The sequence below is a fragment of the Halorussus limi genome, assembly GCF_023238205.1.
Classification (GTDB): Archaea; Halobacteriota; Halobacteria; order Halobacteriales; family Haladaptataceae; genus Halorussus; species Halorussus limi.
In genome coordinates this window covers 124381-146315 of sequence record NZ_CP096661.1, presented here as the reverse complement: position 1 = coordinate 146315, position 21935 = coordinate 124381, and the positions used below count along the sequence as shown (strand labels likewise).

General features: G+C 58.3%; 27 protein-coding genes and 2 pseudogenes. 14 read left to right on the top strand and 15 right to left on the bottom strand.

Annotation, left to right across the window (positions count from 1 at the left end; all coding sequences use genetic code 11):
• Window positions 1-50 precede the first annotated feature (50 nt).
• The 9 genes from M0R89_RS20930 to M0R89_RS20890 form a co-directional block, all read right to left on the bottom strand.
• The gene (locus tag M0R89_RS20930; RefSeq protein ID WP_368408907.1) at window positions 51-542 is read right to left on the bottom strand and encodes a hypothetical protein; all 492 of its coding nucleotides are present in this window, start codon (window positions 540-542) and stop codon (window positions 51-53) included.
• 51 nt (window positions 543-593) lie between these two features.
• Window positions 594-1340: a DsbA family protein gene (locus M0R89_RS20925; RefSeq protein ID WP_248652958.1), complete on the bottom strand. Its 747-nt coding sequence runs from the start codon at window positions 1338-1340 to the stop codon at window positions 594-596.
• A 119-nt stretch (window positions 1341-1459) separates the two neighbouring features.
• The gene (locus M0R89_RS20920) at window positions 1460-2584 is read right to left on the bottom strand and encodes an MBL fold metallo-hydrolase (RefSeq protein WP_248652957.1); all 1125 of its coding nucleotides are present in this window, start codon (window positions 2582-2584) and stop codon (window positions 1460-1462) included.
• Window positions 2585-2725: 141 nt separating this feature from the next.
• Window positions 2726-3715 carry a sulfite exporter TauE/SafE family protein gene (locus M0R89_RS20915; RefSeq protein WP_438267699.1) on the bottom strand — a complete coding sequence of 330 codons (990 nt, stop codon included), beginning with the start codon at window positions 3713-3715 and terminating at the stop codon, window positions 2726-2728.
• A 2-nt stretch (window positions 3716-3717) separates the two neighbouring features.
• A complete protein-coding gene (locus M0R89_RS20910; RefSeq protein ID WP_248652956.1) occupies window positions 3718-3867 on the bottom strand; it encodes a DUF7512 family protein in 150 nt (49 codons plus the stop codon).
• Window positions 3868-4134: 267 nt separating this feature from the next.
• A complete protein-coding gene (locus M0R89_RS20905; RefSeq protein ID WP_248652955.1) occupies window positions 4135-4503 on the bottom strand; it encodes a rhodanese-like domain-containing protein in 369 nt (122 codons plus the stop codon).
• A 134-nt stretch (window positions 4504-4637) separates the two neighbouring features.
• Window positions 4638-5105 (bottom strand): DUF6691 family protein, encoded by a 468-nt coding sequence (locus M0R89_RS20900; RefSeq protein ID WP_248652954.1) that lies wholly within the window; start codon window positions 5103-5105, stop codon window positions 4638-4640.
• A complete protein-coding gene (locus tag M0R89_RS20895; RefSeq protein ID WP_248652953.1) occupies window positions 5102-5602 on the bottom strand; it encodes a YeeE/YedE family protein in 501 nt (166 codons plus the stop codon). Before M0R89_RS20895 ends, M0R89_RS20900 begins: the two co-directional genes overlap by 4 nt.
• Before the next feature lies 1 nt (window position 5603).
• Window positions 5604-6779 (bottom strand): MBL fold metallo-hydrolase, encoded by a 1176-nt coding sequence (locus M0R89_RS20890; RefSeq protein ID WP_438267700.1) that lies wholly within the window; start codon window positions 6777-6779, stop codon window positions 5604-5606.
• Window positions 6780-6983: 204 nt separating this feature from the next.
• Here M0R89_RS20890 and M0R89_RS20885 point away from each other — a divergent pair, with 204 nt between their 5' ends.
• A complete protein-coding gene (locus M0R89_RS20885; RefSeq protein WP_248652951.1) occupies window positions 6984-7226 on the top strand; it encodes a sulfurtransferase TusA family protein in 243 nt (80 codons plus the stop codon).
• A 2-nt stretch (window positions 7227-7228) separates the two neighbouring features.
• Entirely contained in the window at window positions 7229-7813 is a 585-nt protein-coding gene (locus tag M0R89_RS20880; RefSeq protein WP_248652950.1) for a DsrE/DsrF/DrsH-like family protein, read from the top strand.
• 125 nt (window positions 7814-7938) lie between these two features.
• On the opposite strand, the gene M0R89_RS20875 is transcribed toward M0R89_RS20880, so the two are convergent.
• Complete coding sequence (locus M0R89_RS20875) at window positions 7939-8640, bottom strand: DUF2270 domain-containing protein (protein ID WP_248652949.1); 702 nt, start codon at window positions 8638-8640, stop codon at window positions 7939-7941.
• Between the two features lie 175 nt (window positions 8641-8815).
• Between M0R89_RS20875 and M0R89_RS20870 the strand changes: the two genes are divergently transcribed.
• Window positions 8816-10198, top strand: coding sequence for a dihydrolipoyl dehydrogenase (locus M0R89_RS20870; protein ID WP_248652948.1), 1383 nt, complete (start codon window positions 8816-8818; stop codon window positions 10196-10198).
• 132 nt (window positions 10199-10330) lie between these two features.
• On the opposite strand, the gene M0R89_RS20865 is transcribed toward M0R89_RS20870, so the two are convergent.
• The 3 genes from M0R89_RS20865 to M0R89_RS20855 form a co-directional block, all read right to left on the bottom strand.
• Complete coding sequence (locus M0R89_RS20865) at window positions 10331-11356, bottom strand: NAD(P)/FAD-dependent oxidoreductase (RefSeq protein WP_248652947.1); 1026 nt, start codon at window positions 11354-11356, stop codon at window positions 10331-10333.
• Window positions 11353-11715, bottom strand: coding sequence for a thioredoxin (gene trxA, locus M0R89_RS20860; protein ID WP_248652946.1), 363 nt, complete (start codon window positions 11713-11715; stop codon window positions 11353-11355). Before trxA ends, M0R89_RS20865 begins: the two co-directional genes overlap by 4 nt.
• 189 nt (window positions 11716-11904) lie before the next feature.
• Entirely contained in the window at window positions 11905-12306 is a 402-nt protein-coding gene (locus M0R89_RS20855; protein ID WP_248652945.1) for a helix-turn-helix domain-containing protein, read from the bottom strand.
• Window positions 12307-12851: 545 nt separating this feature from the next.
• On the opposite strand from M0R89_RS20855, the gene M0R89_RS20850 reads away from it, so the two are divergent.
• The 5 genes and pseudogenes from M0R89_RS20850 (at window position 12852) to M0R89_RS20830 (ending at window position 15289) form a co-directional block, all read left to right on the top strand.
• Window positions 12852-13343 carry a DUF7995 family protein gene (locus M0R89_RS20850; RefSeq protein WP_248652944.1) on the top strand — a complete coding sequence of 164 codons (492 nt, stop codon included), beginning with the start codon at window positions 12852-12854 and terminating at the stop codon, window positions 13341-13343.
• A gap of 98 nt (window positions 13344-13441) precedes the next feature.
• Window positions 13442-14008: a DUF7342 family protein gene (locus M0R89_RS20845; protein ID WP_248652943.1), complete on the top strand. Its 567-nt coding sequence runs from the start codon at window positions 13442-13444 to the stop codon at window positions 14006-14008.
• Entirely contained in the window at window positions 14001-14450 is a 450-nt protein-coding gene (locus M0R89_RS20840; protein ID WP_248652942.1) for a toxin-antitoxin system TumE family protein, read from the top strand. Before M0R89_RS20845 ends, M0R89_RS20840 begins: the two co-directional genes overlap by 8 nt.
• 137 nt (window positions 14451-14587) lie before the next feature.
• Complete coding sequence (locus tag M0R89_RS20835) at window positions 14588-14989, top strand: DUF6166 domain-containing protein (protein ID WP_248652941.1); 402 nt, start codon at window positions 14588-14590, stop codon at window positions 14987-14989.
• 23 nt (window positions 14990-15012) lie between these two features.
• Window positions 15013-15289, top strand: a pseudogene (locus M0R89_RS20830) (DUF7389 domain-containing protein).
• Here M0R89_RS20830 and M0R89_RS20825 read toward each other — a convergent pair.
• Entirely contained in the window at window positions 15279-15812 is a 534-nt protein-coding gene (locus tag M0R89_RS20825; protein WP_248652940.1) for a hypothetical protein, read from the bottom strand. The pseudogene M0R89_RS20830 and the gene M0R89_RS20825 sit on opposite strands and share 11 nt — an antisense overlap.
• Window positions 15813-16427: 615 nt before the next feature.
• On the opposite strand from M0R89_RS20825, the gene M0R89_RS20820 reads away from it, so the two are divergent.
• Entirely contained in the window at window positions 16428-17228 is an 801-nt protein-coding gene (locus M0R89_RS20820) for an aldo/keto reductase (protein ID WP_248652973.1), read from the top strand.
• Window positions 17229-17625: 397 nt separating this feature from the next.
• Here M0R89_RS20820 and M0R89_RS20815 read toward each other — a convergent pair whose 3' ends face one another.
• Window positions 17626-18072, bottom strand: a complete 447-nt coding sequence (locus M0R89_RS20815) for a GNAT family N-acetyltransferase (protein ID WP_256478580.1) — start codon at window positions 18070-18072, stop codon at window positions 17626-17628.
• A 267-nt stretch (window positions 18073-18339) separates the two neighbouring features.
• Here M0R89_RS20815 and M0R89_RS20810 point away from each other — a divergent pair, with 267 nt between their 5' ends.
• From M0R89_RS20810 to M0R89_RS20790, 5 genes and pseudogenes are all read left to right on the top strand, one after another.
• Complete coding sequence (locus tag M0R89_RS20810; protein ID WP_248652938.1) at window positions 18340-19770, top strand: dihydrolipoyl dehydrogenase; 1431 nt, start codon at window positions 18340-18342, stop codon at window positions 19768-19770.
• Window positions 19771-19930: 160 nt separating this feature from the next.
• Entirely contained in the window at window positions 19931-20236 is a 306-nt protein-coding gene (locus tag M0R89_RS20805; RefSeq protein WP_248652937.1) for a putative quinol monooxygenase, read from the top strand.
• A 119-nt stretch (window positions 20237-20355) separates the two neighbouring features.
• A complete protein-coding gene (locus tag M0R89_RS20800) occupies window positions 20356-20712 on the top strand; it encodes a DsrE family protein (RefSeq protein ID WP_248652936.1) in 357 nt (118 codons plus the stop codon).
• Between the two features lie 461 nt (window positions 20713-21173).
• Window positions 21174-21782 carry an FAD-dependent oxidoreductase gene (locus M0R89_RS20795; RefSeq protein ID WP_248652935.1) on the top strand — a complete coding sequence of 203 codons (609 nt, stop codon included), beginning with the start codon at window positions 21174-21176 and terminating at the stop codon, window positions 21780-21782.
• Window positions 21679-21906: pseudogene (locus M0R89_RS20790) on the top strand (FAD-dependent oxidoreductase); the annotation flags it as partial. The gene M0R89_RS20795 and the pseudogene M0R89_RS20790, both read left to right, overlap by 104 nt.
• Window positions 21907-21935: the final 29 nt, after the last annotated feature.

Sequence of the window (21935 nt, the reverse complement as noted above, 5' to 3'; positions counted from 1 at the left end):
GTATAAAGAATTTCGCAGATTCCACAATACTGAGAAACAGAGGTGGCGCTTCAAACATCACACGTGCGGGGATCACCAGACCGAGCGAGAAAAGACAGTAACAGCAACAAGCCACCTGCTCGGACCAGGTTCCCGTGGAACGGAAGCGCCGCGAGCACGCCTGCAAGTCCGAGGACTCCGAGCAGACCAGCACCGCAACTTGCACAACCCGACGCGACGAGGCCGGGCGCGACGCCGAGCAAATCCTTCGACTGCGAGACGCCCGCCAGTCGAACTTCCGCTATCGCGTTCGTGGCTGTGATGCCTGTCAGCAGCGCATATAGATAGACCAGTCCAAGACCGACTAGCCCGTTGGTCCGGTAAACGTTCTGTGTTAGTGCGATGACTGCGTCATCCACGTAACTCACGCCAGCACTCAACAGTTGTACCGAGTACTCCGGGAACGTGGTAAGGATCAACACGAAGTATGTCACTCCGGCGATAGCGGCCGCAAGCGCCAATCGCTGGCCCGACGTTGCGGGGAACAGCAGCGCGTCCGCCAATCGACTCGCGCTCGTCGTCAGTCGTCGCCCAGTGGATTGCCCCGTCATAACTTACTGGAGGTTTTCGATTGCCGATTGAAAGCGGTCGTACGGTTGTGCCCCGACTAGTTTCCCTGCTTTTTCGGTCTGGGGGTTGTAGAAAACGAAGGCCGGAGTCCCGCGAACGCCGAACGACTTGGCGCGGGCCATCTCCTCCTGAACTTCCTTTACCAAGGATTCCCGGGTTGAACTCAGACACGACTCCACCTTCTGCCGGTCGAGATTAGGGACGCGTGCGGCGATGCCCACGAGTTTCTCCCGCGTAAGCCATCCGGAGTTCGGCTTCTCCTGCGCGTCGAATACCTCCGAGTGCCACGCCCAGTAGGTCTCCGGCGACTCTTCGCGGACCTGCCGCCAGACGCACTTGGCGGCTACTGCTCCCGTCATTGACGCATCGCCGATGTACGGGAACTCGATGAAGACGACCCGTGCGTCACCTGTTTTGACGTGTTCTCGAATCAGTTTCGGAAAGGTGTTCTGCTCGAACCGGTTACAGAACGGACACTGGAAATCACTCCAATAGTAGACGTCGAGGTCGGCGTCCGTCGACCCCATGACGGGTTTCCTCGCGAGGTCGATTCCAGATGTCAGTTTGGCGTCGCTCCGGTACATATTCACCGATACTGGCGGTGATACCTTGCCACCAGACGCTCGATTATCTTGAGGGTTGAGAACGCCGTATGCGATACCGCCCCCGGCGACCGTCGCGCCGACTGCTCCGAGTAGTGCGCGCCGCGTAGTCTTGTTCTTTATATCCATTGGTGCACAAAATACACCGGCCGAAGTTAAATATTCTGACCGGTTATCAAGGCTGCCGGCACTCTAAAAGCGTCCCTGTTACTGTAAAAAGTGACTGCGTACTGCGAGAGGGGACTGCTCTAGTTCGCGGCGCAGTTGTTGGGGCCGAGTTCGAGCGCCTCGGTGTCGCCGCCGGGTTGCTCTTTACCCCAGTTGATCTGCTTGATTTCGTTGTAGTTCGCAGGTTCGTCCGAGAGGCTCTCGACGATGGTTTCGACGAACGCCTCCTGATCCCCGTCTTCGACGTAGCCGACAAGTTCGTTGTCGGTCTCTGACCGAAGCGCCCCGAGTTCGGTTGCCAGCGGGCGAATCTCCTCGTCGCTGAAGTGGCCCGGCAGGACGACCTTAGCGTCGCCCAGGTCGGTCACGCGGTCGAGGCTGTCGAACAACTGACCGGCGGCTTCTCGAACAGCGTCCTCGGAGCTATCTTCGAGGTCGGGACGACCGACGCTCCGGAGGAACAGGGTGTCTCCCGAGAGGAGCGCATCGTCGACTTCGAACGAGACGCTACCGGGCGTGTGGCCGGGCGTATAGATTACGTCGACGTCTCGGTCACCGACGGTGAGCGTCTCACCGTCTTCGATTTTACTGACCTCGTTAAGTTCACCGGTGTCGTCCTCGTGGAGGTAGTACGGGACGTCGAGTTCGCCGGCGAGGCGGCGTGCCCCCGAGACGTGATCGGCGTGGGCGTGGGTGTCCGCGACGCCAACGATGTCGAGGTCGCGGTCGTCGGCCGCGTTCAGGTACTGGTCGACGTACTGGCTCGGGTCGACCACGAGGGCCTCGTCGCCGTCGTGTACCAGATACGAGACACAGCCCGTACCGGGGCGAACGATCTGAACGACACCGTCGACATCGTCGACCTCGTACTCTCGGTGGACGCGGCCCCAGCCGTTCATTCCATCCTCGACCGACTTCGCGTCGTAACCGTGTTCGCGGAGGAACTCTGCGGCGCGAGCCGACGTGACACCGCCGACGCAGACTACTGCGATCTCCTCGTCCTCGGGGAGTTCGTCGAGGTTGTCCTCTAGCCCCGAGTAGTCGTACTCGAGGAGTTCGTCGTAGATGGGCACGTTCTCGCTATCTGCGATACGCCACTCCTCGTAATCGTCCTTGTTCCGCACGTCAAGCACGAAGAGGTCCTCGGCGTCGTCTTCTCGGACACGCCGGGCGACTTCCGACGGGTCGAAGTTAGTATTGCTCATTACACCCAATACTAAGCAATGGTCCCTCTTAAACTCGTCGGCTCTATCTTCGTCCGTCCGTCGTCGAACTCCCACATAGAGAATCAAACTGCAACAAAAACTGAATCGCGTCGGTCGAACGGCGACTGAACCGGAGCGTAATCAGTCGGCGGTGGCCGTCCGGGCAGACGACTCGTCGCGCAGTTCCTGTACTGCACTAAACACGACGGCACCAGATACGAGGACGGCCGCGCCGAAGATGAGCGCGATACTCACCGTCTGCAACACCTCGATGCCGTAGGCGGTGGAGAGTTTCTTCGAGGCGACGGCGACGCTACCTGCAAGCAGCATCGCGGCGAAGTAGCCCTTGATATCGTCCTCGTCGACGAGTTTGGTCGCGCCCGCCCCGACGCGAGCACCGAGGGCACTCCCAGCTAGCAGCGAGACGACAACCGGGAGCGCGATGGATCCAGTCCGGGCGTAGGTGAAGGCACCGAACGCCCCCGAGATGGTGATCTGTAGGATGTCGGTACCCACTGCGACCGCCGCGGGCACCCCGAGCCCGTACATCATCGCGGGCATCAGCAGGAATCCGCCGCCAACGCCGAGGAAGCCCGACAGGACGCCGATCGCCAATCCGACGGCGAAGATGATGACCGCGGAGACGCGGACGCCGCCGGTCAACTCGACCATCGGCGGGATTTCTATCGACTGGACCGTCTCCGAGAGGTCGAAGCTAACTTCCCCGTCGTCCGTCGAACGGGCATCACGCAAGGTTAGCAGGCCTACCGCGGCCAACAGACCAACGTACGCCACGCTGATGACGATACCCGATATCCCCGCCTCCTCGAGGAAGAGGACGACGTACTTGCCGCCCTCGATACCGAGTGTCATCGCTATCGTCATGATCAGTGCCAGTTTATAGTCGACCTGTCCGTGATTTCGGTGGCGTAGCGCGCCGATGACGCTCGTCCCGAAGACGAACGCGAGTCCGCTCCCAACGGCGACTTTCGGCTCGTAGCCCATCACGAGGAGCGCCGGGGTGACGAGGAACGAGCCGCCCATTCCGAAGAACCCGAACAGGGTTCCAATGAGCAGGCCGAACCCGACGAACATCGCGAGCGTCACTACGCTCATTCCGAGTATCGCCATGGTCAGGTTCCTCGAACCGCGTTGGTGATTCGGTCGCCGACGGCGGCCGAGAGACCGCCGTAGACGACGTAGAGTACCAAGGCCTCGGCGAGGACAAGGCTGACTTGTGCGACGGCCCTCGCGGGACCGTCCAGCGTCTCGATTCCAAGCATTACGGAACCTCCGATTTCAGTATTGCGCGTTTCATTGATATCTGCACATTACCGAGTAACCAGCCGAAGGTAATAACAGTTTTGCACCCACAACACAATACTATATTCGCGTAACCTACTGATTGTTATGCATAAGTTACGAATAGCTATACCCATGCCCGTCGGCTACTCGGTGTTCTCCCTAGCACTAACAATCGACAGCTGAACCGCACGAGAAACACGTGTGCTTCGGCGAACGCCTATTCAGCTCGGAGAGCGCGTACCCAGTCAGGGCAGAAATCGGCGAAGGGTCGATAACACACGATACAGTAGCGTATTCTCGGCGTAGTGTCGCCAACCAGTATACCCGCCACTGAGCGTCGTTGCGTCGTACCCCTGTTCTTCGAGGTGAGTAGTGGCTTTCTGTGCGACTACCCCGGCCTTGCAGACCGTGACCACTTTACTGTCGTTCGGAATCTGGTCTAGATAGTCGTCTAGTGATCCGGTGTTACCCTGGCGTAAGTCACCGTATACTGGTGCGTTGTGACTCCCTTCGATGTGGTCCCTCTGGTAGTCCTCGCGCGGCCGAATATCGAGGACGACCACGTCCTCGTTCGAACGGCGGTCGTCGAGTTCACCGGGACGAATCTTGCTCATCAGACCCAATTTCGCACTACGGGAATTTACTAATGACGCTCTCTCGGTTGTGTACTCCGAGCAGTGAGAGCGCAGAAGTAAGTCGAAGAACTTGTCTGACTACCGTGAATAGACGCGAGATCGCCGAAAATGGATTATCCCGAAGTGGCGTCAGCTGCGTCGGCGTCGTTCGATTGGCGGGCGCGCCAATACCCCTGTGCGTACGCGCCGAGGAACATCCCCGCGACGGCGTACAGGATGGGGTAGTTGCCGACTCCGAAACTGGCGTACGCGGCGCCGGGACAGATGCCCGACAGCCCCCAGCCGACGCCGAAGATGGCCCCGCCGATGACGACGTTCCGGTCGAAGTCCTTGAGTCGGCGGGTGTACTCCCGGCCGGTCAGCGGAGCATCGCCGAGGTACCGCGTGGCGACCGTGAACGTGATACCGGTCACGACCGCCGCACCGCCCATCACGAACAGGAGGCCCAAGTCGTCGAACTGGAGGAAGTCCAGTACGACCTCCGGGCGGGCCATCCCGCTGATGGCGAGTCCGAAGCCGAAGATCAGCCCGCCGAGGTAGATCACGGGCAGGAACAACGGACTACGGTCGTTTCCAGTCATGGACTCACCCCCAGTGCCTGCACCAGTTGGGCAGTTCCGATGGCGACGGTCAGGAACGTGGCGACGTTCACCAGCGATGTGTTCGAGAGCGACCCCGTGCCACAGACCCCGTGGCCCGAAGTACACCCCTTACCGAGTCGCGTCCCGACGCCGACGAGGAAGCCACCTCCGAGTAATCGCCACCACTGGACGTCGGTCGTCCAGATGCCGGGGTCCGGCGCGAGGACGAGTCCCCAGACGGCCGCGCCGCTGACGATGCCAGCGGTGAACACCAGCCGCCAGCCACGCGACCGGACGTACTTGAAGCGGTTGAACCGCGGTACGTCCGAGACGTACGACAGCGTCGATTCGAGGAACGTGCTCGCGCCCGCGATGATGCCCGTGGCCAGATAGATGACCGCGGCCCCGAGGCCGACGAGGAGTCCGCCAAGGAGATACGGCAGAACCCCTCGCGGGAATAGCTCACTAGCGGTGAGTAACGGAGTGAGCGCACTCATCTTAGTCGGTCAGGGCCTCCTCGCTGGCCGCGCAGTTGTTCGGGCCGAGTTCCAACTCGAACGCCTCCTCGTCGTCGGGCGACTGCTGGCCGAGGTTGGTGGCGATGATGTCCTCGTAGTTGGCCGGTCGCGGGGGCATGTCCGCGACGATGAACTCCACGAACTCGGCTTCGTCCATCGTGAGCGCGTCCATCGTCGCCTCTAGCTCGCCGAGGTCGGCCGTGTACGTGCCGTCGTCGTTCGGCGTTGCCGAGTCGCTGAAGTGCGCAGGCGCGACGATGGTGTCGTCGGGCAGGGGTAGGATTTTCTCGGTGAGGCTCTGGTAGAGCGTCTGCGCCGCGTCCTTTGCGGCCTCGGGATCTTCGAGGTCGGGGCGGGCCACGCTCTCGGTGAATAGGCCGTCGCCGGTGAACAGCACGTCGCCGACCTTGTAGGAGGTCATCCCGGTCGTGTGGCCGGGCGTGTAGAGGACCTCGATTTCGACGTCGCCGACGGTGAGCGCGTCGGCGTCCTCGACGGTCTCGTAGCGCTGGTCGTATTCGACACCACGTTCCACGGCAGGCTCGGGCATGACTGCCGTCGCGTCAGTGTCATCGGCGAGGTTACGCAGTCCAGAGATATGATCTGCGTGGACGTGGGTGTCGAGCACGTATTTCAAATCAGCACCGAGCGCGTTCGCGTCCTGTACGTACTCGTCGGTGAATGCCCGGAGTGGGTCGACGACCGCTGCCTCGCCGTCGGAGACGACGAGGTAAGCCAGACAGCCGCTGGAGGGGCGGCGGTACTGGGCGATGGTCGCCTCCGTTTCGGTGTCGAGTTCGGTGTACTCGTAGATGCGCGCCCAGCCCTTCATGCCGTATTCGAGGTGGTTGACGTCGTAACCCTCGTCTTCGAGATGTACAGCGACCATTTCGCTGGATCCGCCCTTCGCACACAGAACGGTGATTTCGCGGTCTTCGGGGAGCTCCGCGAGCAGGTCTTCCGGGATACCGTCTAGGAGTTTGAAGTAGGGGTAGTTCACAATTTCGACGTTCTCACCGTCGATGTGCCACTCCTCGAAGTCGCCTTCCGAGCGCGCGTCGAGGATGAAAACGCCTTCACCGCTATCTATGCGCTCTTTCAGCTCGTCGGGAGTGATCGATTCGACCGTCCCTTCAGTGGGTTCGGTTTCACTCATCGTCATCCGTGTCTACCTCCGGGAGTCAAATAAGACTTTGCATAGTAAACTGCAAATGGCACAATACTAGTTCGACTTGAGCGTCGTTTCAGACCATTAAACGCGTATGTGTTATACAGAGCGTGTTCGGTCGTGTATGCTTCCCGGGGTACTACCGATAGTCTTTTACTACCGGAGTTAGTATTGGGTAGTGAAGTCAATATCATGACTCAGTACGAAGTCACAGAGACGCTCGACGTAAAAGGACAGAACTGCCCGATGCCCGTCGTCAAGACCAAGCAGTCCATCGACCAGCTAGACGAGGGCGACGTACTCGAAGTCCTCGCGACCGACCCCGGTAGCATGAGCGACCTCGGGGGCTGGGCCGATACGACCGACGGCGTCGAACTGCTCGACCAAGAGGAGGGCGACGACCTGTTCAAACACTACGTCCGGAAGACGGAGTAAACATGAGTACGGATGCTCCCTCCGCGTCGGCCGACGGTGCGACGGAGACCGACGTGGCCACCCTCGAATCGCGTATCGAGGAACTCGAATCGGAACTCGCCGAGGTCAAGAGCGAGGTCGACGACGGCCCCAAGAAAATGTCGATCATTTCAACGAAGGGGACGCTCGACATGGCGTATCCGCCGCTCATCCTCGCTAGCACGGCCGCCGCGTTCGGCTGGGACGTGACGGTTTTCCACACATTCTGGGGACTCGACATCCTCCACGAGGACAAGTCGAAGGACCTCAAACTGAGTTCGGTCGGTAATCCGAACATGCCCGTCCCGAACGCCATCGCGACGCTCCCCGGTATGGACCGGGTGACGACGAAGATGATGGAACGGCAAATTGAAGACAATGACACCGCCACCATCCAGGAACTCATCGAGACTTCGCTGGACATGGGCGTCGAGTTCCAGGCCTGCCAGATGACCATTGACCTGATGGACTACGACGAGGGGAACTTCTACGACGGCGTCACCACGGGCGTCGGTGCCGCGACGGCGTTGCAGGACATGGCCGAGGCTGACATTCAGCTGCTGGTCTAACGCTGCTTTTTGGACCGGACTGCTACTCCTTCCATCGGTGGTCGCTCGTACCGATGGGTGATTTCCAACGGCGATCACCAACCAACGTAGAGGACGCCGGAAACTAGTGCCTGACCAGACCGTAACTACTCTTCTCGCAAGTCTTCGTTCAGGAGTTCCCCCTCTGCATGCCACGTGCGTGGTCGCATTGCGATGACGAGTAGCCCTCCATAGGTTAGTACGACAATGGCAATCACCGCAGTTCCTGGGAGTTGACCGATGGCTGCGCTGTCTGGCCATGGGACATCCGCAAACGCCGTGACACGAACTACCCATGCACCGAATAGGACAGTTAGCAGGGGGAGATACACCCGCCGAAGTCGATGTGCAATGGCTTCCAGTCGCGTGATTCTGAGTCGGGGTTGCCGGTAACTGCTACTCAGGTGGGCGCGCCAGTCCGCGTCTTCCAATCCCTGTGAGGGGTCCAGCCCGTACGCGAAGACGTTTTTCTGCAACGTGCGGACGCGCGACCGCCAGATGTCGTACCCCCGGTACCGCCGCGCTTCAATTCCGAGGAACACGCCGAGAATCGCGCCGCCGGCGAGCAACACGTAGTGTGGGTTTGTTACGCTGGAGAACGCCCACGTCAGGATCGCCGCTAGCACGATTACCGCCCAGTTGGTGGTACGGTCGAGGCGTTCACGCCAGAGCTTCATGCGATGGATTTCACCACGGTATAGATGGGCCATCGAGCCGCTGGGGCCCATCTCCTCGTCGAGAAGCCCTTGACCGACCTCGCGATGCTCTGGATCGGATGGATCGATTTCCTTACTTGAACTTCCGGTCATCGATATCTACGTTAGGTAGTCTTGCATAATCGTCCTACGGTTCTACCCTACTACCACAGCAAATCAAGGCCGACCTGTTCAAGGCGTTCAACCCTTTGAGGTTGGCTCAGAGAAGTATTGGAAGAAAGTCCGTATAGCGAACAATACTATCTGCGTGTAGACGCAATTCCGCAGTATGCAAGAGGGACAACTAACCGAGTTCGATGTGGTCGTGATTGGGGCTGGATCAGGGCTTAGCGTGGCGTCGGCGGCAGCGCGACAGGGGGCGGATGTTGCGGTAATCGAGAAGGGCCTGATGGGCGGGACGTGCTTGAATCGGGGGTGTGTGCCATCGAAGATGTTGATTCATCGTGCGGATATTGCCGAGCAAATCCGCCAGTCCGAACAGTTCGGTATCGAAGCCGAGATTACGAATGTCGATTTTGCGTCCATGGTTGAGGAGGTCAATGCTGATGTCGAGGAAAGCGCGACCCAAATCGAACATGGACTCCGCCAATCGCCGAATCATACGTTGTTCAAAGACGAAGCGCAGTTCGTCGATACGCGAACACTCAAAGTGAACGGGAACCAGATTATCGGTCACAAGGTTATCGTTGCTGCTGGAACGCGGCCCTTCATCCCACCGATTGACGGTATTGAGGACGTGGACTACATCACGAGTACGGGCGCGCTGCAACGGGATACACGTCCGAATCATCTCGTCATCGTCGGAGGTGGATACATCGCAGCTGAATTGGCCCACTTCTACGGATCGTTTGGTACGGACATCACCATTATTGGACGGGCAGACACACTACTCCCCGAGGAAGACCGCGAGATTGCAGAGCGATTTACACGGGGCTTCGCGGACAAACACACCGTCTACACCAGTTACGAGGCCATCGCCGCCGCCCAACAGAACGGAGAAATAACGGTTACTGCTGAACACGCTGATGGTGAGGTCATTGATATCGCTGGCGACGAGTTATTGATCGCTGCAGGCCGAATCCCAAATACGGATACCTTGGCGGTTGAAAACGCGGGGATTGAGACGGATCCGCTCGGATTCGTCGAGACAAACGAATATCTGGAAACCACGGCACAGAATGTCTGGGCGTTGGGCGACATTGTCGGGGAGTACCTCTACAAGCACAGTGCGAACCTTGAGGCGCAGTACGTAGTTCAGAACGCGTTTGGTGAGCACGACCATAAGCATCCGGTTGATTACGCTGCAATGCCGCATGCAGTGTTCTCGTCACCGCAGGTCGCTGGAGTTGGGATGACTGAAGAGGAACTCGAGGAAGAGAATATGGAGTATATCAGTGGGAAGTATTCGTACGAGGATACTGCGATGGGCGGTGCGTTGAAGGAGACCGAAGGGATTGTGAAGGTCCTCGTTGACCCGTCCGACGGTGCGATTTTAGGGTGTCACATTCTTGGGCCGCGCGCGTCGATGCTCATTCACGAAGTAGTTGTGGCAATGACCCAGGGTAGCGGAACGGTTGTGGACATTGCCGACTCGACACACGTTCATCCGGCACTCAATGAGGTCGTTCAACGGGCTTTTCGGAGCGTATAACGAATCAGGCGAGGACTTCTTCATACGTGCTCCGAAGGTAGGAAACGGACGCGGCTACTGGATGAGGACGAGAGAGGAATCGTTATACGAAACGGGAAGACGGACAGGAACCAGTCGAAGAGTTGAGGTTGCCTATGCTGAGGCTTCAACCGTTTTGGGCTGACCGCGTTCCAGGGTTTCGAGGTACTCCTCAGCGTCGAGTGCGGCCATACTTCCAGTTCCCGCCGCGGTGACCGCCTGCTGGTATCGGGAGTCGGCCACGTCACCCGCGGCGAACACTCCCTCCACCGTCGTCTCGGAAGTTGGCCGACCGTCATCGTCCGTCTGCAACCGAACGTATCCGTCCTCGTCCAATTCGACACCAGTATCTTCGAGGAACTGAGTGTTCGGCGTGTGGCCGACGGCGTAGAAGACACCACCGACGTCGACGGTCTCCGTCTCGACTTCGATCCCATTCTCGGCCCTCTGCTTGGGATGGCCGTCAGCATGGGAGATCAGCGTCGCACCGGTGACGCCCTCTTCCTGCGAGCCGTGGAGCGACCGGAGTTCCGTGTTCCATCGGAACTCGATGGCGTCGTGGTCGCGAGCACGGTCGGCCATGATTTCGGAGGCCCGGAGTTCTTCACGCCGGTGAACCACGGTCACGGAGTCGGCGAACTTCGCGAGGAAGAGCGCCTCCTCCATCGCGCTATCGCCGCCGCCGACGACGAGCACGTTGTCGCCGCGGTGGAAGGCTCCGTCACAGGTCGCACAGGTCGAGAGACCGTAGCCCATCAATTCATCCTCGCCGTCAGCACCGACCCAGCGTGCGCTCGCGCCAGTCGCGACGATAAGCGTCTGGGTCTCCAGAGTCTCGCCGGTCGACAGCGAGAGTTTGAACGGTCGCTCGTCGAGGTCCGCCCACTCGATGCTCCCGTGCTTGAACTCCGCTCCGAACTTCTCGGCCTGCTCTTTGCCGCGCTGGATCAGTTCCATGCCACCGACGCCGTCGGGGAACCCGAGATAGTTCTCTACGTCCGTCGTGAGCGTGAGTTGTCCGCCGGGTTCGTCACCCTCGAGGACAAGCGGGTCAAAGTCGGCGCGTGCCGCGTAGACAGCTGCCGACAGCCCGGCGACTCCGGAACCAGCGATGACGAGATCGCGTGTTTCCTCGCTCATTCTTCGGTGTAGTTCTGAATCAGTTCGCGCAACTGTTCCTCTGCCTGGACGCCGACTATCTCTTCAACCTGCTGTCCGTCCGCGAACAGCACAAGCGTCGGAACGCCGCGGACGCCATAGGCCTTCGCGAGTTGTTGGTTGGCATCGACGTCAATTTTCGCGACCACCGCGTCGGTCTCGGCGGCGAGGTTGTCGACTATCGGTGCCAGCATCTGGCACGGTCCGCACCAGTCGGCGTAGAAGTCCGCAAGGACCACGCCAGAGTCGTCCACGAGTTCGTTGAGTTCGGTTTCGCTACCGACGTTTACCGGTTCGGTAGGAACGTCCGTACCTGAATTGGATGCCGTATCGACTGTCATCGCCTGTGAGTAGGGCCCGATGGTAGTTAAGTGTTGTGTGGATTCTGTGCAATACTGTCGGGGTGCGATTGGGAAAGCGTTGAGAATGCCTTGTTGTATCAGTATCGTAATAGTTCCGAGACAGGGAATGCTGGAAGAGTAGGGCGGGAATCGACAGTAGAGAGAAGGAACGAGACGGAGATAGGCCTCTCAGCCCTCAACCTGCACGGCCGCATCGGTCTGATCATATTTGTCCTCGAAGTCCTGAATGAGCTGACCCATCTTGGCGTACCACTCGTTGAGCATCCGCTGCATCTCGTCGGTTATCTGTGACGGGTCAGTCGGCGAGTAGACGTGGTAGTAGCCGCCCTGGTCGTAGTTGACCTGTTCCTTCTGGATGAATCCCGTTTGGAGCAACCGCTGAACCGCGCGGTAGGCGGTCGAACGTTCGCGGTTGACGGCCTCTGCAAGTTCGTCGACCGTGACCGGTTCTCCTGCATCTACTAGCGCCTGGAAGCACTCCCTGTCGAGTTGTTTGAGACCGTGGAAACACTCGAGGAGACCCTCGCACTCCATATCTTGTTGGAGTTGTTCGGACATGGAATCTGGCATTGTTATCATCACTACGTAGACGCTACCCGATTAAAAGGCTTGTGTATGGGTGGTACAATTCCGTGCTTTTCGACTCGTTGACCAGTAATGACGAACTCAACTTCGCCGGAAAGCGTTTCCGAACCCAAAGGCCGTCTGATACGAAATATAATGTCAGGAATTCATTTCGTGTGGGGTTCAGAGTTGTCACGTCAAGCCACGTTCTACTGCTCGAATACCGGCTATGGCTGATACGAGCAAAAGAGATTATAGGACTGTTTATCTGCCACACAAGTGGTAAGGGCGTCGTCGAGTTGGCGAGGTCCTGGAGAAACGTGATATCAATGTCGGATGGAGTCATCTACGAGCGAGCGTTCGACGAAGACGTACAGTCCGGAGCTATATCGAACTACTGCCCCGGGTGTGATGGTCAGATCACTACCAGTACGGTCGAAACAACCGATGAGCACTATATCCGTGTTTTTCTGCGCCGGCGATGAGTGCCGGCGTACCCAGCAGTAGCGCGGCGTGCAGTCGCCTGCGTCGGCAGATCGACGTGAGAACCAATGCACATGATAATTTACTCGCTCGTAGAGGCGTCGACACAAGACGAAGCACTCGCGACTGGAAAGACGGTATTCGACCGACTCGTCGGAGCCAGTCCACATACAGATACTGTGTTCGATTACTACGTGACGTTCGACGAGTCGGGCACGTCAGTCGCTGGGAAGGCCCGGTGGGGCGACCTGCCAGTAGCAGTTCCTGTGGAATCCGACGATGGGCGGGAATTGCTGAAGCGTGGGTGGGACGCGACGAAGAGCGAGTTCAAGCGGAATCTCGACCGCATCCGGGATGCGCTTGAGGAACTAGGTGACGAGGAGATTATGCGTGATGAAGGACTGGCCCGGCATGCGTTCCACCAAGTCGGCGCGTACGATGGGCCGACTATCTTCCTGTACGACGAACACGGGAGCGGCATCCGGCATCGGGACCACCTCGACTGCATCCTTGACGAGAGTGAGAATCTCTGGATTATCCCCGCTGACGTTCACTACTGAACGGAGCGACAAACTCCGATACATGAAGCAGAAATAATTCAGCGTGCGATAGATATATGACCGATGCTGCCCAAAGATTAGGAAACAGGAGGATAGTGATGGATTTGACTGACACCCCCGAGGACGTTCGAGACCCGGACGAGGAACTACCAGATTTCACCGAATGGGATGCACCCGAAGAGGTCTTGAAAGGTGGTCCAACGCGGGAACGACTGCTCGGTGTCATCTTACAACTCCGTATCCCGACCAAGGTCGCGGAAATTGCAGATCAAGCAGACTGTGATACCGAGACCGCGCGCGACTACCTCGAATGGTTCACCTCGATGGGGATGACGCGAGAGATTCCGGGGCGGCCGGTAAGATACGAGCGAAACGAGTCGTATCTGCGGTGGCGCAGAATCGAACAGATTCGAGACCAGTACTCCGAGAGTGAGATCGTCGAGGAACTCAAAGAGACGATGGAGCAGCTTGAGGAGTACCAAGCACGATTCGACGCTGACAGTCCGGATGACGTATCGCTCGTGGACGATACCGGAGAGTCGGCGGTCGAAGAAATGTGGGAAGCGGTGAGTGAGTGGAAAACACTGGAGCGACGGGTAGAGTTGTTAGATGCGGCGCGGCAGAACGGTCATCCGTCGAGCGGTGGTGCCAGAGTCGATGCCTGACGACCGGTCGGGTGACTACGAGGACGTCGCAGAGACTGTTGGTGGCATCGATACCGAGATTCTCGAACAAATCGGACAGCACCTCGAACGAAGCCAGCGGTTCTCAGAGGTCGTGTTCCAACCAGACTATGCGCCGAGTTCCGTCGTGGCAGAGTACGATATGGGGTACTTTCCGGCGGCCATCGATCGGGCGTATCTTCAGATTCGTTGGTACGAAACGGACGATTTCAGCGTCCACTACTCCGAGCAGTACAACGACGGCGACCATTGGGAGTGTCGGTGGGACCGCCATCCGAACAGTCACAACACCCGCTCGCACTTTCATCCACCACCAGATGCAACGACGCCCGGTGACGATGCAGCGTACGCAAGCGACTGGCGGGATGTACTCTCAAGCGTTCTTGGGGACTTAGACGACCGAATTGAAGCGTTCTGGGAGTGAATGTCAAAAGTCGTCTTATCTTCTCTTGGGTGCAGAACAGCTACTCAGTCAGTAAATCCGTGACGGAGTGACCGCAGTGAGGTTTTTCACCCCCTGAGGGGTGCGGGGGAACTCGAAGTAATCCCTCGAATCGAACCATGAGTGGAACAACCGACTCCCGATCACTCGAACAGACACGGCCAAGCCAGAAACAGGATGTCGTCTACGTCGGCTATCGGCGGCGCGGACGCGCTGTTGTGGAAAAGCAACCTGGGGAAGAGCAGGTGACGCCACAGTCGAGTCTCGAACTGGCGAATCACAGTCCCTTAGGCTTCAACTGGGGGTACTGTGGGAGCGGTCCGGCACAACTTGCGCTTGCACTCCTGCTTGACTACACCGGCGACGAAGACGTTGCGCTAGCCCATTATACTACGTTTACGAGCACGGTCGTAAGCCAGTTAGACTGCTCTCATCCTGAAGGCTGCTGGCGACTCACCGGCACCGATATTGAAAACGCCCTTCGTGAACTGTCCGGTGACGCGGTCGCACAGTCTCACTAAACACCAAGCAATACAGCTACATCGTGTCAGAACACAACTCGCCGTCCTCTACAACGACTAAATCGAAAGCAACCAATGACGAATCGTCACCGACGGAGTACGTCGAACGGAGCGACGTCGGTGTCTCGCTCACGGTGAAACTCAAGCATGGAACAGGAACACGGGATGAAGACCAGATCAAGGCGAAGGTGAAAGCAAAAACGCTCGACGACGCCCGAGAAGATATGGACACATCGAGCGTACATTCGCGACCTCGCCAATCTTCTTCGAAGGTATAGATTGATCCACGCTATCGGATGATGGACACAAGGTACTTGTGGAAGTCTTTTACTTTGTGTGTGACCTGTCGCTGGCGACGCGATTTGGCATCGACCTTTATGCCGTGACTCTCAAGCCACCGACGTACTTCACTGCTCCCGGCTTTCCGCTCGATGCCGACCTGCCGGAAGTGTTTGATCGGGTGTCGCACCCAATTGTACTCCTCGTGGGCGAAAACGTCGATATACTCCGGTGAGTGGGCGATGAGGATGACGTGAATCTGTCTGTCGGCCAGCAATGACCGTCGATACGTCCAGCTACCGTTTGGCTCCGCCCCAACCGGCGGCTGGTGATACCACGCCAGCGGGTCCCACTCGAACCCGTGTTCCTCAAGTGTTTCTGTGAACTCGTCTAGCGGCTGGTGGATAGTGCCGACGTATCCGGTATCGCGAAGGCGGTACTCGGGCTGTCCGAAGGTTCGCGCAATTCTGGTGATAGAGGGACCGAGCCGCTGCCTCACGCGGTAGGGGACTTCTGGTTCGAGCGTCTCGACGATGGTCCGCATTTGGTGTCCGTTGGGTTTCCAATGCCTCGAATGTGTCGCAGACCCGGCGAAACACAAGCGAAGTGAGCGACACCACTCACGGCGCCCGCCCCATCGAGGAAGAACACGTATCCCAACTTTGGAACCATAGACAAAACGAACCAGTCACCCCCACGAGTCTACCGGCCCTGCCAGAACCCCAAAGTACGTAGTCGCCAAATAATTCCTGTGCTTCGTGGATGGACTGATACCCGAAGGCGGTACGTACAGACTCAGGGTGGCCGCGATAATCTTCTGCGGAAGACCACCCCGTTCGCTCTCGCGTTTCTTATTGGCTTTCTGCTAGCCAAACAGCGCCATAGCAGTGAGAGCGTCGAGGAAGCGGGGAGCGAACCGGGGGATCTAACCGATGCTCTGACCCGGATACGCCAGCGGATGGCCCCTAGCGGAACTGGGAGTATAGCGGACGAAGGGATGACCGACCAGCTCAGTTCCGTGATGAACACGGAGCAAGTCGAACGCCAAGTGAAGAACGTCGGCGAAGAGCGGAACCCCGACGAGAACGGGGCCGTTGATGTACCGACTACCGGCATCGACGCAGACGTCACCAACTACTCACCGTCCTCGACCCACGGGATGCCGATGCTCGGCATCGGCACCTTCGATCATGCGGACTATGATGCGTGCTACGGGAACATTCAACAGGCCCTCCACGTCGGGTACAGGCACATCGACACTACCGAGCAGGTTGAGGCGTACTACAACGAGAAGGCGGTGGGCGATGCTGTCGCCGCGTCGAGCGTGGCTCGCGAAGATTTGTTTGTGGCCACCAAGGTTCCGCCAGCAGACCTCGACCAATACGGCGTCCGACGCAGCGCCGAAGAGAGCCTCAACCACCTCGGTATGGAGTATGTGGACCTCCTATACGTCCACTGGCCCACGGGCAAGTACGACCCAGTCGAGACGCTCGATGCATTCGCAACTCTCCGAGAGGAAAGCCTCATTGAGAAAATAGGTGTGAGTAACTTCACGGTCGACTTGCTCAAAGAGGCCATCGAAGTCGCTGACGCGCCAATTTTTGCGAATCAAGTCGAGATGCACCCACTGCTCCCGCAAGAGGACCTCCGGAACTTCTGCTCCCAGGACCATGTGGACATGGAACTCGTGGCCTACTCGCCCATCGCCCGCGACGATGTCGAACACGTGACGGAGGTACAGGAAGTCGCGAGGAAACACAGCGCGACACCTGAACAGGTCAGCCTCGCATGGCTTCGGGAGAAAAACGTAACCGCTATTCCCAGAGCTACGACCAAAGACCACCTTCGAGAGAACTGGCTGAGCCTCGCTCTCGAACTTGATGACGAAGACGTGGCAAAACTCGATGCCATCGAGGAGCGCAAACGCATCGTCAACCCGGATGATGCCCCATGGCATTGATGCGGTTCGACACCGGTCGAATCAATTCCGACTCGACACAATCGACCCAATGTATATGCTGATTATTGTGGCGGTCGCGATTGGGATGATTCTCCTCCCACTCGAAGTATTGGACACTTCCCTGCTGGGAATCGCGACGGTGTCGTTATACACGGTATCGATCGGGACGTTCGTCCCATCCGAAGTGTCGATTTAAGCTTACCGAGTGGTGTCCGGACGACCGACTTCTTGAGCGTCTTCGATGAGTTTCCTTCTCGGAGTTGGGGATTTAACCAGTGTGGTGCGACACCGCCGGGCCAATAGCGAGTGGAGATATTTACGCTCTGCATTAACCGCCTTAACTCAAGAAGTTCGTTCGGTGGAGTAAGAGTATTAGCAATTAATTTGTGGTGCGAATTTATCGAAGAGCGTTCCTCATATCGACCATCGTCATTTCGACCGACTCGGTATCGACGGCGACCGTTTTCTCGTAAGTACCTGTTCGTTGAAAGCCAGTCTGTTCGTAGAACGGGACGGCATTCAGAGACACCTCCACGTATAGCGAGCCGCCTCCGTGGTCTCGCACTCGCTGTTCAATTGCTTCGACCAACGTTCGTGCGATACCCTGTCGTTGATTGGCGGGATGGACGTAGAGTTTATCGAGTTCTGGGTCATTCAACGAGACTTCCGCAAACCCGACGATTTCCGACTCGACTTCAGCCACTAAGAACGCAGAATCCTGTTCTGAAACTGAATACCTCTGTGGCGAGGGGCCTGATTCCCAGACCTCCATCTCCTCGTCGGAGTACTCTGAGGTATCGACTCCGCGATCGAAGCAACGTGAACCTCGTAGATTGCTTCGCAATCACTAGCAGTTGCATCACGAACCGCAACCATTAGCAACGACTTGCTCACCGTAACAAATAAAAGCAGTGTCGATAACACGTTCCGTCTCCATTCAACCAATACATCAGAACGTACTCAACGACTCTACTGCTCAATACACGCTCCGCATTGTTCATAGCCGATTTGTTCTTGTCATCAGAGGTGAGTTTCAACGAAGCGGGCTCGGAGTACCGGCGAGGATGGGCGCGGCGAGAGCTTTCATCACTCGCGCGCTCCTACGAGGAACATGAAGGAGTTTGATTTTCTCGTCATCGGGTCCGGGTCCGGACTGGACGTGGCAAACGTGGCGGCGAATCAGGGACAATCAGTCGCGGTTGTCGAAAAGGGGCGACTCGGCGGGACATGTCTGAACCGGGGTTGCATCCCCTCGAAGATGCTGCTGTACCACGCCGACATCGTCGAGACGGTGGAGCGCGCCGAGGAGTTCGACATTTCGGCGGAGGTCACCGACGTCGCGTTCGACGATATCGTCCGAAAGGTCAACGAGGAGGTCCACGGCGACGCGGCGTCCATCCGTAACGGACTGGAGTCGTCGTCACAGCACGAACTGTTCGACGGCGAAGCCTACTTCGTGGACGAGCGGACGGTGGAGGTCGAAGGCGGTGAGGACGACGGCGCTCGGCTCCGAGCGGACACGGTCCTCATCGCCGCCGGGTCCCGACCGTGGACTGCACCCATCGAGGGCATCGAGGGAGTTAATTACCTCACTAGCAAGCAGGCGCTCCAGTTGGAGGAACCGCCGGACCACCTAGTCATCGTCGGTGGCGGGTATATCGCGGCGGAACTAGGCCACTTCTTCGGGATGTTCGGTAGCGACGTGACCATCATCGGCCGCCGACCGCACTTGCTCCCGTCCGCCGACGAGGAAGTTGCGGAGGCGTTCACCGACCGGTACGCCGAGCGGTTCGACGTGTACACCGGCTACGAAGCGGTTACCGCGACCGAATCAGAAGAGGGAATTACCGTAGACGCACGAACGTATCCGCAGGGCGAAGACAGCGAGAGTTCCGACGAGTCGGTGAGTGTCACGGGCGACGAACTGCTGGTCGCGACCGGCCGGACGCCGAATTCCGACACGCTGAATCTGAAGGCCGCAGGCGTGAAAACGGACGCTGACGGATTCATCGAGACCGACGAGTACCTCCGGACGACCGCCGACGGCGTCTGGGCGCTCGGTGACATCGTCGGCGAGTACCTCCTGAAACACAACGCCAACCACGAGGCCCAGACCGTCGCGCGGAACATCTTCGGCGAGGACCTCGAACCGATAGATTACACGGCGATTCCGTTCGCGGTGTTCGGGTCGCCCGAGGTCGCTGGCGTCGGTGCCCACGAGGAAGCGTTACGAGCGGCGGACCGCGAATACGCGACTAATACATACCGCTTCGAGGATACTGCGCGTGGCGATGCGATGCATGCTGAGGGGTTCGTGAAGGTGCTCATCGATTTAGAGGGTGAGATTCTGGGCTGTCACATCATCGGACCGGATGCGTCAACGCTCATTCAGGAGGTCGTCGTCGCAATGAAAGCCGGGTCTGGGACTGTCCAGGATATCCGTGAGTCAGTCCACATCCACCCTGCGTTGCCGGAAGTCGTCCAGCGGGCGTTTGCTGGACAGTTTTCTCGCGGCGGGAATAGTCAACACCACCATCACTAACAGTTGTGCAGGCCCATCGTGACCCCTATCCCGGTGTAGGAAGGCTGCCATCAGAGGATACGACTACGAGGGAAGAAGAGCCAAATCTGCTCGTCGCGTTGCAGACCCGATGTAACTCGGCCGAGTAGCTTTACGTCTCCTTCTTGTTGAGTGCTTTGTAATGCTCGTTGTTCACGCGATATTTCCGATCGACCCTGATAGTCACGACGAAGCGCTCGACCGGATTACATCGCTCGCCGAACAGTCCCGTAACGAGAACGGCGTCATTGACTACCGAGTCGCGACGGATGTCGAAGATTCGAACGTATTCCGATTCTTCGAACAATACGAAGACGAAGCTGCGTTTGAGGCGCACGCGGAGACGGACCATTTCCAGGAGTTCGAGAAGGCACTTCCGGACCTCCTCGCCGGCGAACCGGAAGTGATGAAGTTCGACGTCGCAGACGCGTCTTCCGTCGAACTCTAAACGATCCGCCACGACCCCTCTGTTAGTTTAAGGGCTTACCAATCAGTCTGCTCGTAATCGCGGCCGGAATAGCCGTTGTCACCCGCTACTTACGTCTCGCAGACTAACGAGGATTCGTCATGGCGAAAGCAGCCGTCATCATTCTGGCCGGTACCGAATCGCACGCCGATCTGGGCCGCATCGTGAACGGCCTCGAAACTGCCAAAGAGTTCGCCGAGACGGAGGGCGACGATGTCGAACTCATCTTCGACGGCGCCGGAACACAGTGGGTTCCCAAACTCGAAGACGAGGACCACGACTACCACGACCTCTACCAGTCCGTTCGCGACGACATGGCGGTCTGCGACTACTGCGCCGGGGCATTCGGCGTCGGCGACGCTGTCGACGAAGCAGGGGCAGTTCGGCTTGACGAAAACGAAGGTCACCCCAGCATTCGGGACCTCGTTGACGACGACTACGAAATCATCACGTTCTGAGGTCGACTCTCGCAGAACAGAGTTTCAAAACCCGGATGTCGTCGGGACACAGCGAACATTTTCAAATCAGAGGGAAGTTGACAGCAGTCAGATCCGATGTGTGCTAGCGGATGCTGATCCTGCTCCCTTCGGTTTGTGTAACAAATAATTTAGGTCGGGAGGAGCATTGACTCAGCGAGCTCCGGCTGCGTACTCTCACCCTTGGCTTCGAGCGTTTTCGTAGAGAATTTGTCATTTGGCGGGGATTTTGAAGGTCAGCAGACGTTTTCTCAGGTGTCAGGGACGGCTGGTCAGGTATGAGCAGTAAAAGGCACAGAACTGTCTTAGCAGACTATCGAACGGTTGGTTACATCACACAAACGGTCACTCGTCGGTAGTCACTCGGCCGTCGAGGCCCACTCCAACAGTGGTTTGAGACGGGTTTTCACCTCATTCCCAGCGTCAGTCAGCGAGTACTCGACATGGGGGCGGAATCTCGTTATATTGGGTTCGAGATATCCGTCCGACATCAACGGCGCCATCCAGGACGACATGGACCCAATCGTCGAGCGCAAGGACGATATTTCCAGAGCATTCGCGAGGGAGCCTACAAGAACGTTGAGGGCAACGAAAATATCGACTTCGTCGAGGGCCACGGCGTCTTCGAATCCCCGCACGAGGTCCGCGTCGACGATCACACGCTCTCTGCCGAACGGGTCGTCATCAATACAGGTGCTCGCCCGGCGAAGCCGACAATCGACGGCCTCAACAACGTCGAAGTCCACGACAGTATTGATTTGCTCGACCTCGACGTAATTCCTGACTCGCTGGCCGTCATCGGGGGTGGGTACGTCGGCTGCGAGTACGCCCAGATATACAACCGATTCGCCTCAAACGTCACCGTCTTCCAGCGCGGCGACCGCCTGCCTCCTCCCGGACGAGGACCCGGAGGTAAGCGGGGTCATCGAGACTGCCTTCGAAGACGAAGGGATCACCGTCCAGACCAATGCACCCGTGACGGCACTAGCAGAGGTCGGCGACGGCATCCGCGTCGACGCCAATGGTACCAGCACAATCATTGTCTCAGATGACGCGCTCGCCGCTGGGCAGACGCCGAACACGGACGGTCTCGGGCTCAAAGACGTCGGCGTGTCGGTTGACGACCCAGGGTTCATCGAGACCGACGATAGCTTCAGAACGACTGCTGACGGTGTCTACGCCATCGGCGACGTGAGCGGGCCGCC

Coding starts and splice junctions, on each gene's coding strand:
- M0R89_RS20865 (WP_248652947.1), bottom strand. CDS start 11,356: ATGAGCGAGGAAACACGCGATCTCGTCATCGCTGGTTCCGGAGTCGCC.
- M0R89_RS20795 (WP_248652935.1), top strand. CDS start 21,174: ATGGGGGCGGAATCTCGTTATATTGGGTTCGAGATATCCGTCCGACAT.
- M0R89_RS20880 (WP_248652950.1), top strand. CDS start 7,229: ATGAGTACGGATGCTCCCTCCGCGTCGGCCGACGGTGCGACGGAGACC.
- M0R89_RS20805 (WP_248652937.1), top strand. CDS start 19,931: ATGCTCGTTGTTCACGCGATATTTCCGATCGACCCTGATAGTCACGAC.
- M0R89_RS20855 (WP_248652945.1), bottom strand. CDS start 12,306: ATGCCAGATTCCATGTCCGAACAACTCCAACAAGATATGGAGTGCGAG.
- trxA (WP_248652946.1), bottom strand. CDS start 11,715: ATGACAGTCGATACGGCATCCAATTCAGGTACGGACGTTCCTACCGAA.
- M0R89_RS20885 (WP_248652951.1), top strand. CDS start 6,984: ATGACTCAGTACGAAGTCACAGAGACGCTCGACGTAAAAGGACAGAAC.
- M0R89_RS20810 (WP_248652938.1), top strand. CDS start 18,340: ATGAAGGAGTTTGATTTTCTCGTCATCGGGTCCGGGTCCGGACTGGAC.
- M0R89_RS20925 (WP_248652958.1), bottom strand. CDS start 1,340: ATGGATATAAAGAACAAGACTACGCGGCGCGCACTACTCGGAGCAGTC.
- M0R89_RS20910 (WP_248652956.1), bottom strand. CDS start 3,867: ATGCTTGGAATCGAGACGCTGGACGGTCCCGCGAGGGCCGTCGCACAA.
- M0R89_RS20905 (WP_248652955.1), bottom strand. CDS start 4,503: ATGAGCAAGATTCGTCCCGGTGAACTCGACGACCGCCGTTCGAACGAG.
- M0R89_RS20900 (WP_248652954.1), bottom strand. CDS start 5,105: ATGACTGGAAACGACCGTAGTCCGTTGTTCCTGCCCGTGATCTACCTC.
- M0R89_RS20840 (WP_248652942.1), top strand. CDS start 14,001: ATGCCTGACGACCGGTCGGGTGACTACGAGGACGTCGCAGAGACTGTT.
- M0R89_RS20920 (WP_248652957.1), bottom strand. CDS start 2,584: ATGAGCAATACTAACTTCGACCCGTCGGAAGTCGCCCGGCGTGTCCGA.
- M0R89_RS20875 (WP_248652949.1), bottom strand. CDS start 8,640: ATGACCGGAAGTTCAAGTAAGGAAATCGATCCATCCGATCCAGAGCAT.
- M0R89_RS20870 (WP_248652948.1), top strand. CDS start 8,816: ATGCAAGAGGGACAACTAACCGAGTTCGATGTGGTCGTGATTGGGGCT.
- M0R89_RS20890 (WP_438267700.1), bottom strand. CDS start 6,779: ATGAGTGAAACCGAACCCACTGAAGGGACGGTCGAATCGATCACTCCC.
- M0R89_RS20915 (WP_438267699.1), bottom strand. CDS start 3,715: ATGGCGATACTCGGAATGAGCGTAGTGACGCTCGCGATGTTCGTCGGG.
- M0R89_RS20850 (WP_248652944.1), top strand. CDS start 12,852: ATGCACATGATAATTTACTCGCTCGTAGAGGCGTCGACACAAGACGAA.
- M0R89_RS20800 (WP_248652936.1), top strand. CDS start 20,356: ATGGCGAAAGCAGCCGTCATCATTCTGGCCGGTACCGAATCGCACGCC.
- M0R89_RS20825 (WP_248652940.1), bottom strand. CDS start 15,812: ATGCGGACCATCGTCGAGACGCTCGAACCAGAAGTCCCCTACCGCGTG.
- M0R89_RS20895 (WP_248652953.1), bottom strand. CDS start 5,602: ATGAGTGCGCTCACTCCGTTACTCACCGCTAGTGAGCTATTCCCGCGA.
- M0R89_RS20845 (WP_248652943.1), top strand. CDS start 13,442: ATGGATTTGACTGACACCCCCGAGGACGTTCGAGACCCGGACGAGGAA.
- M0R89_RS20835 (WP_248652941.1), top strand. CDS start 14,588: ATGAGTGGAACAACCGACTCCCGATCACTCGAACAGACACGGCCAAGC.
- M0R89_RS20820 (WP_248652973.1), top strand. CDS start 16,428: ATGCCGATGCTCGGCATCGGCACCTTCGATCATGCGGACTATGATGCG.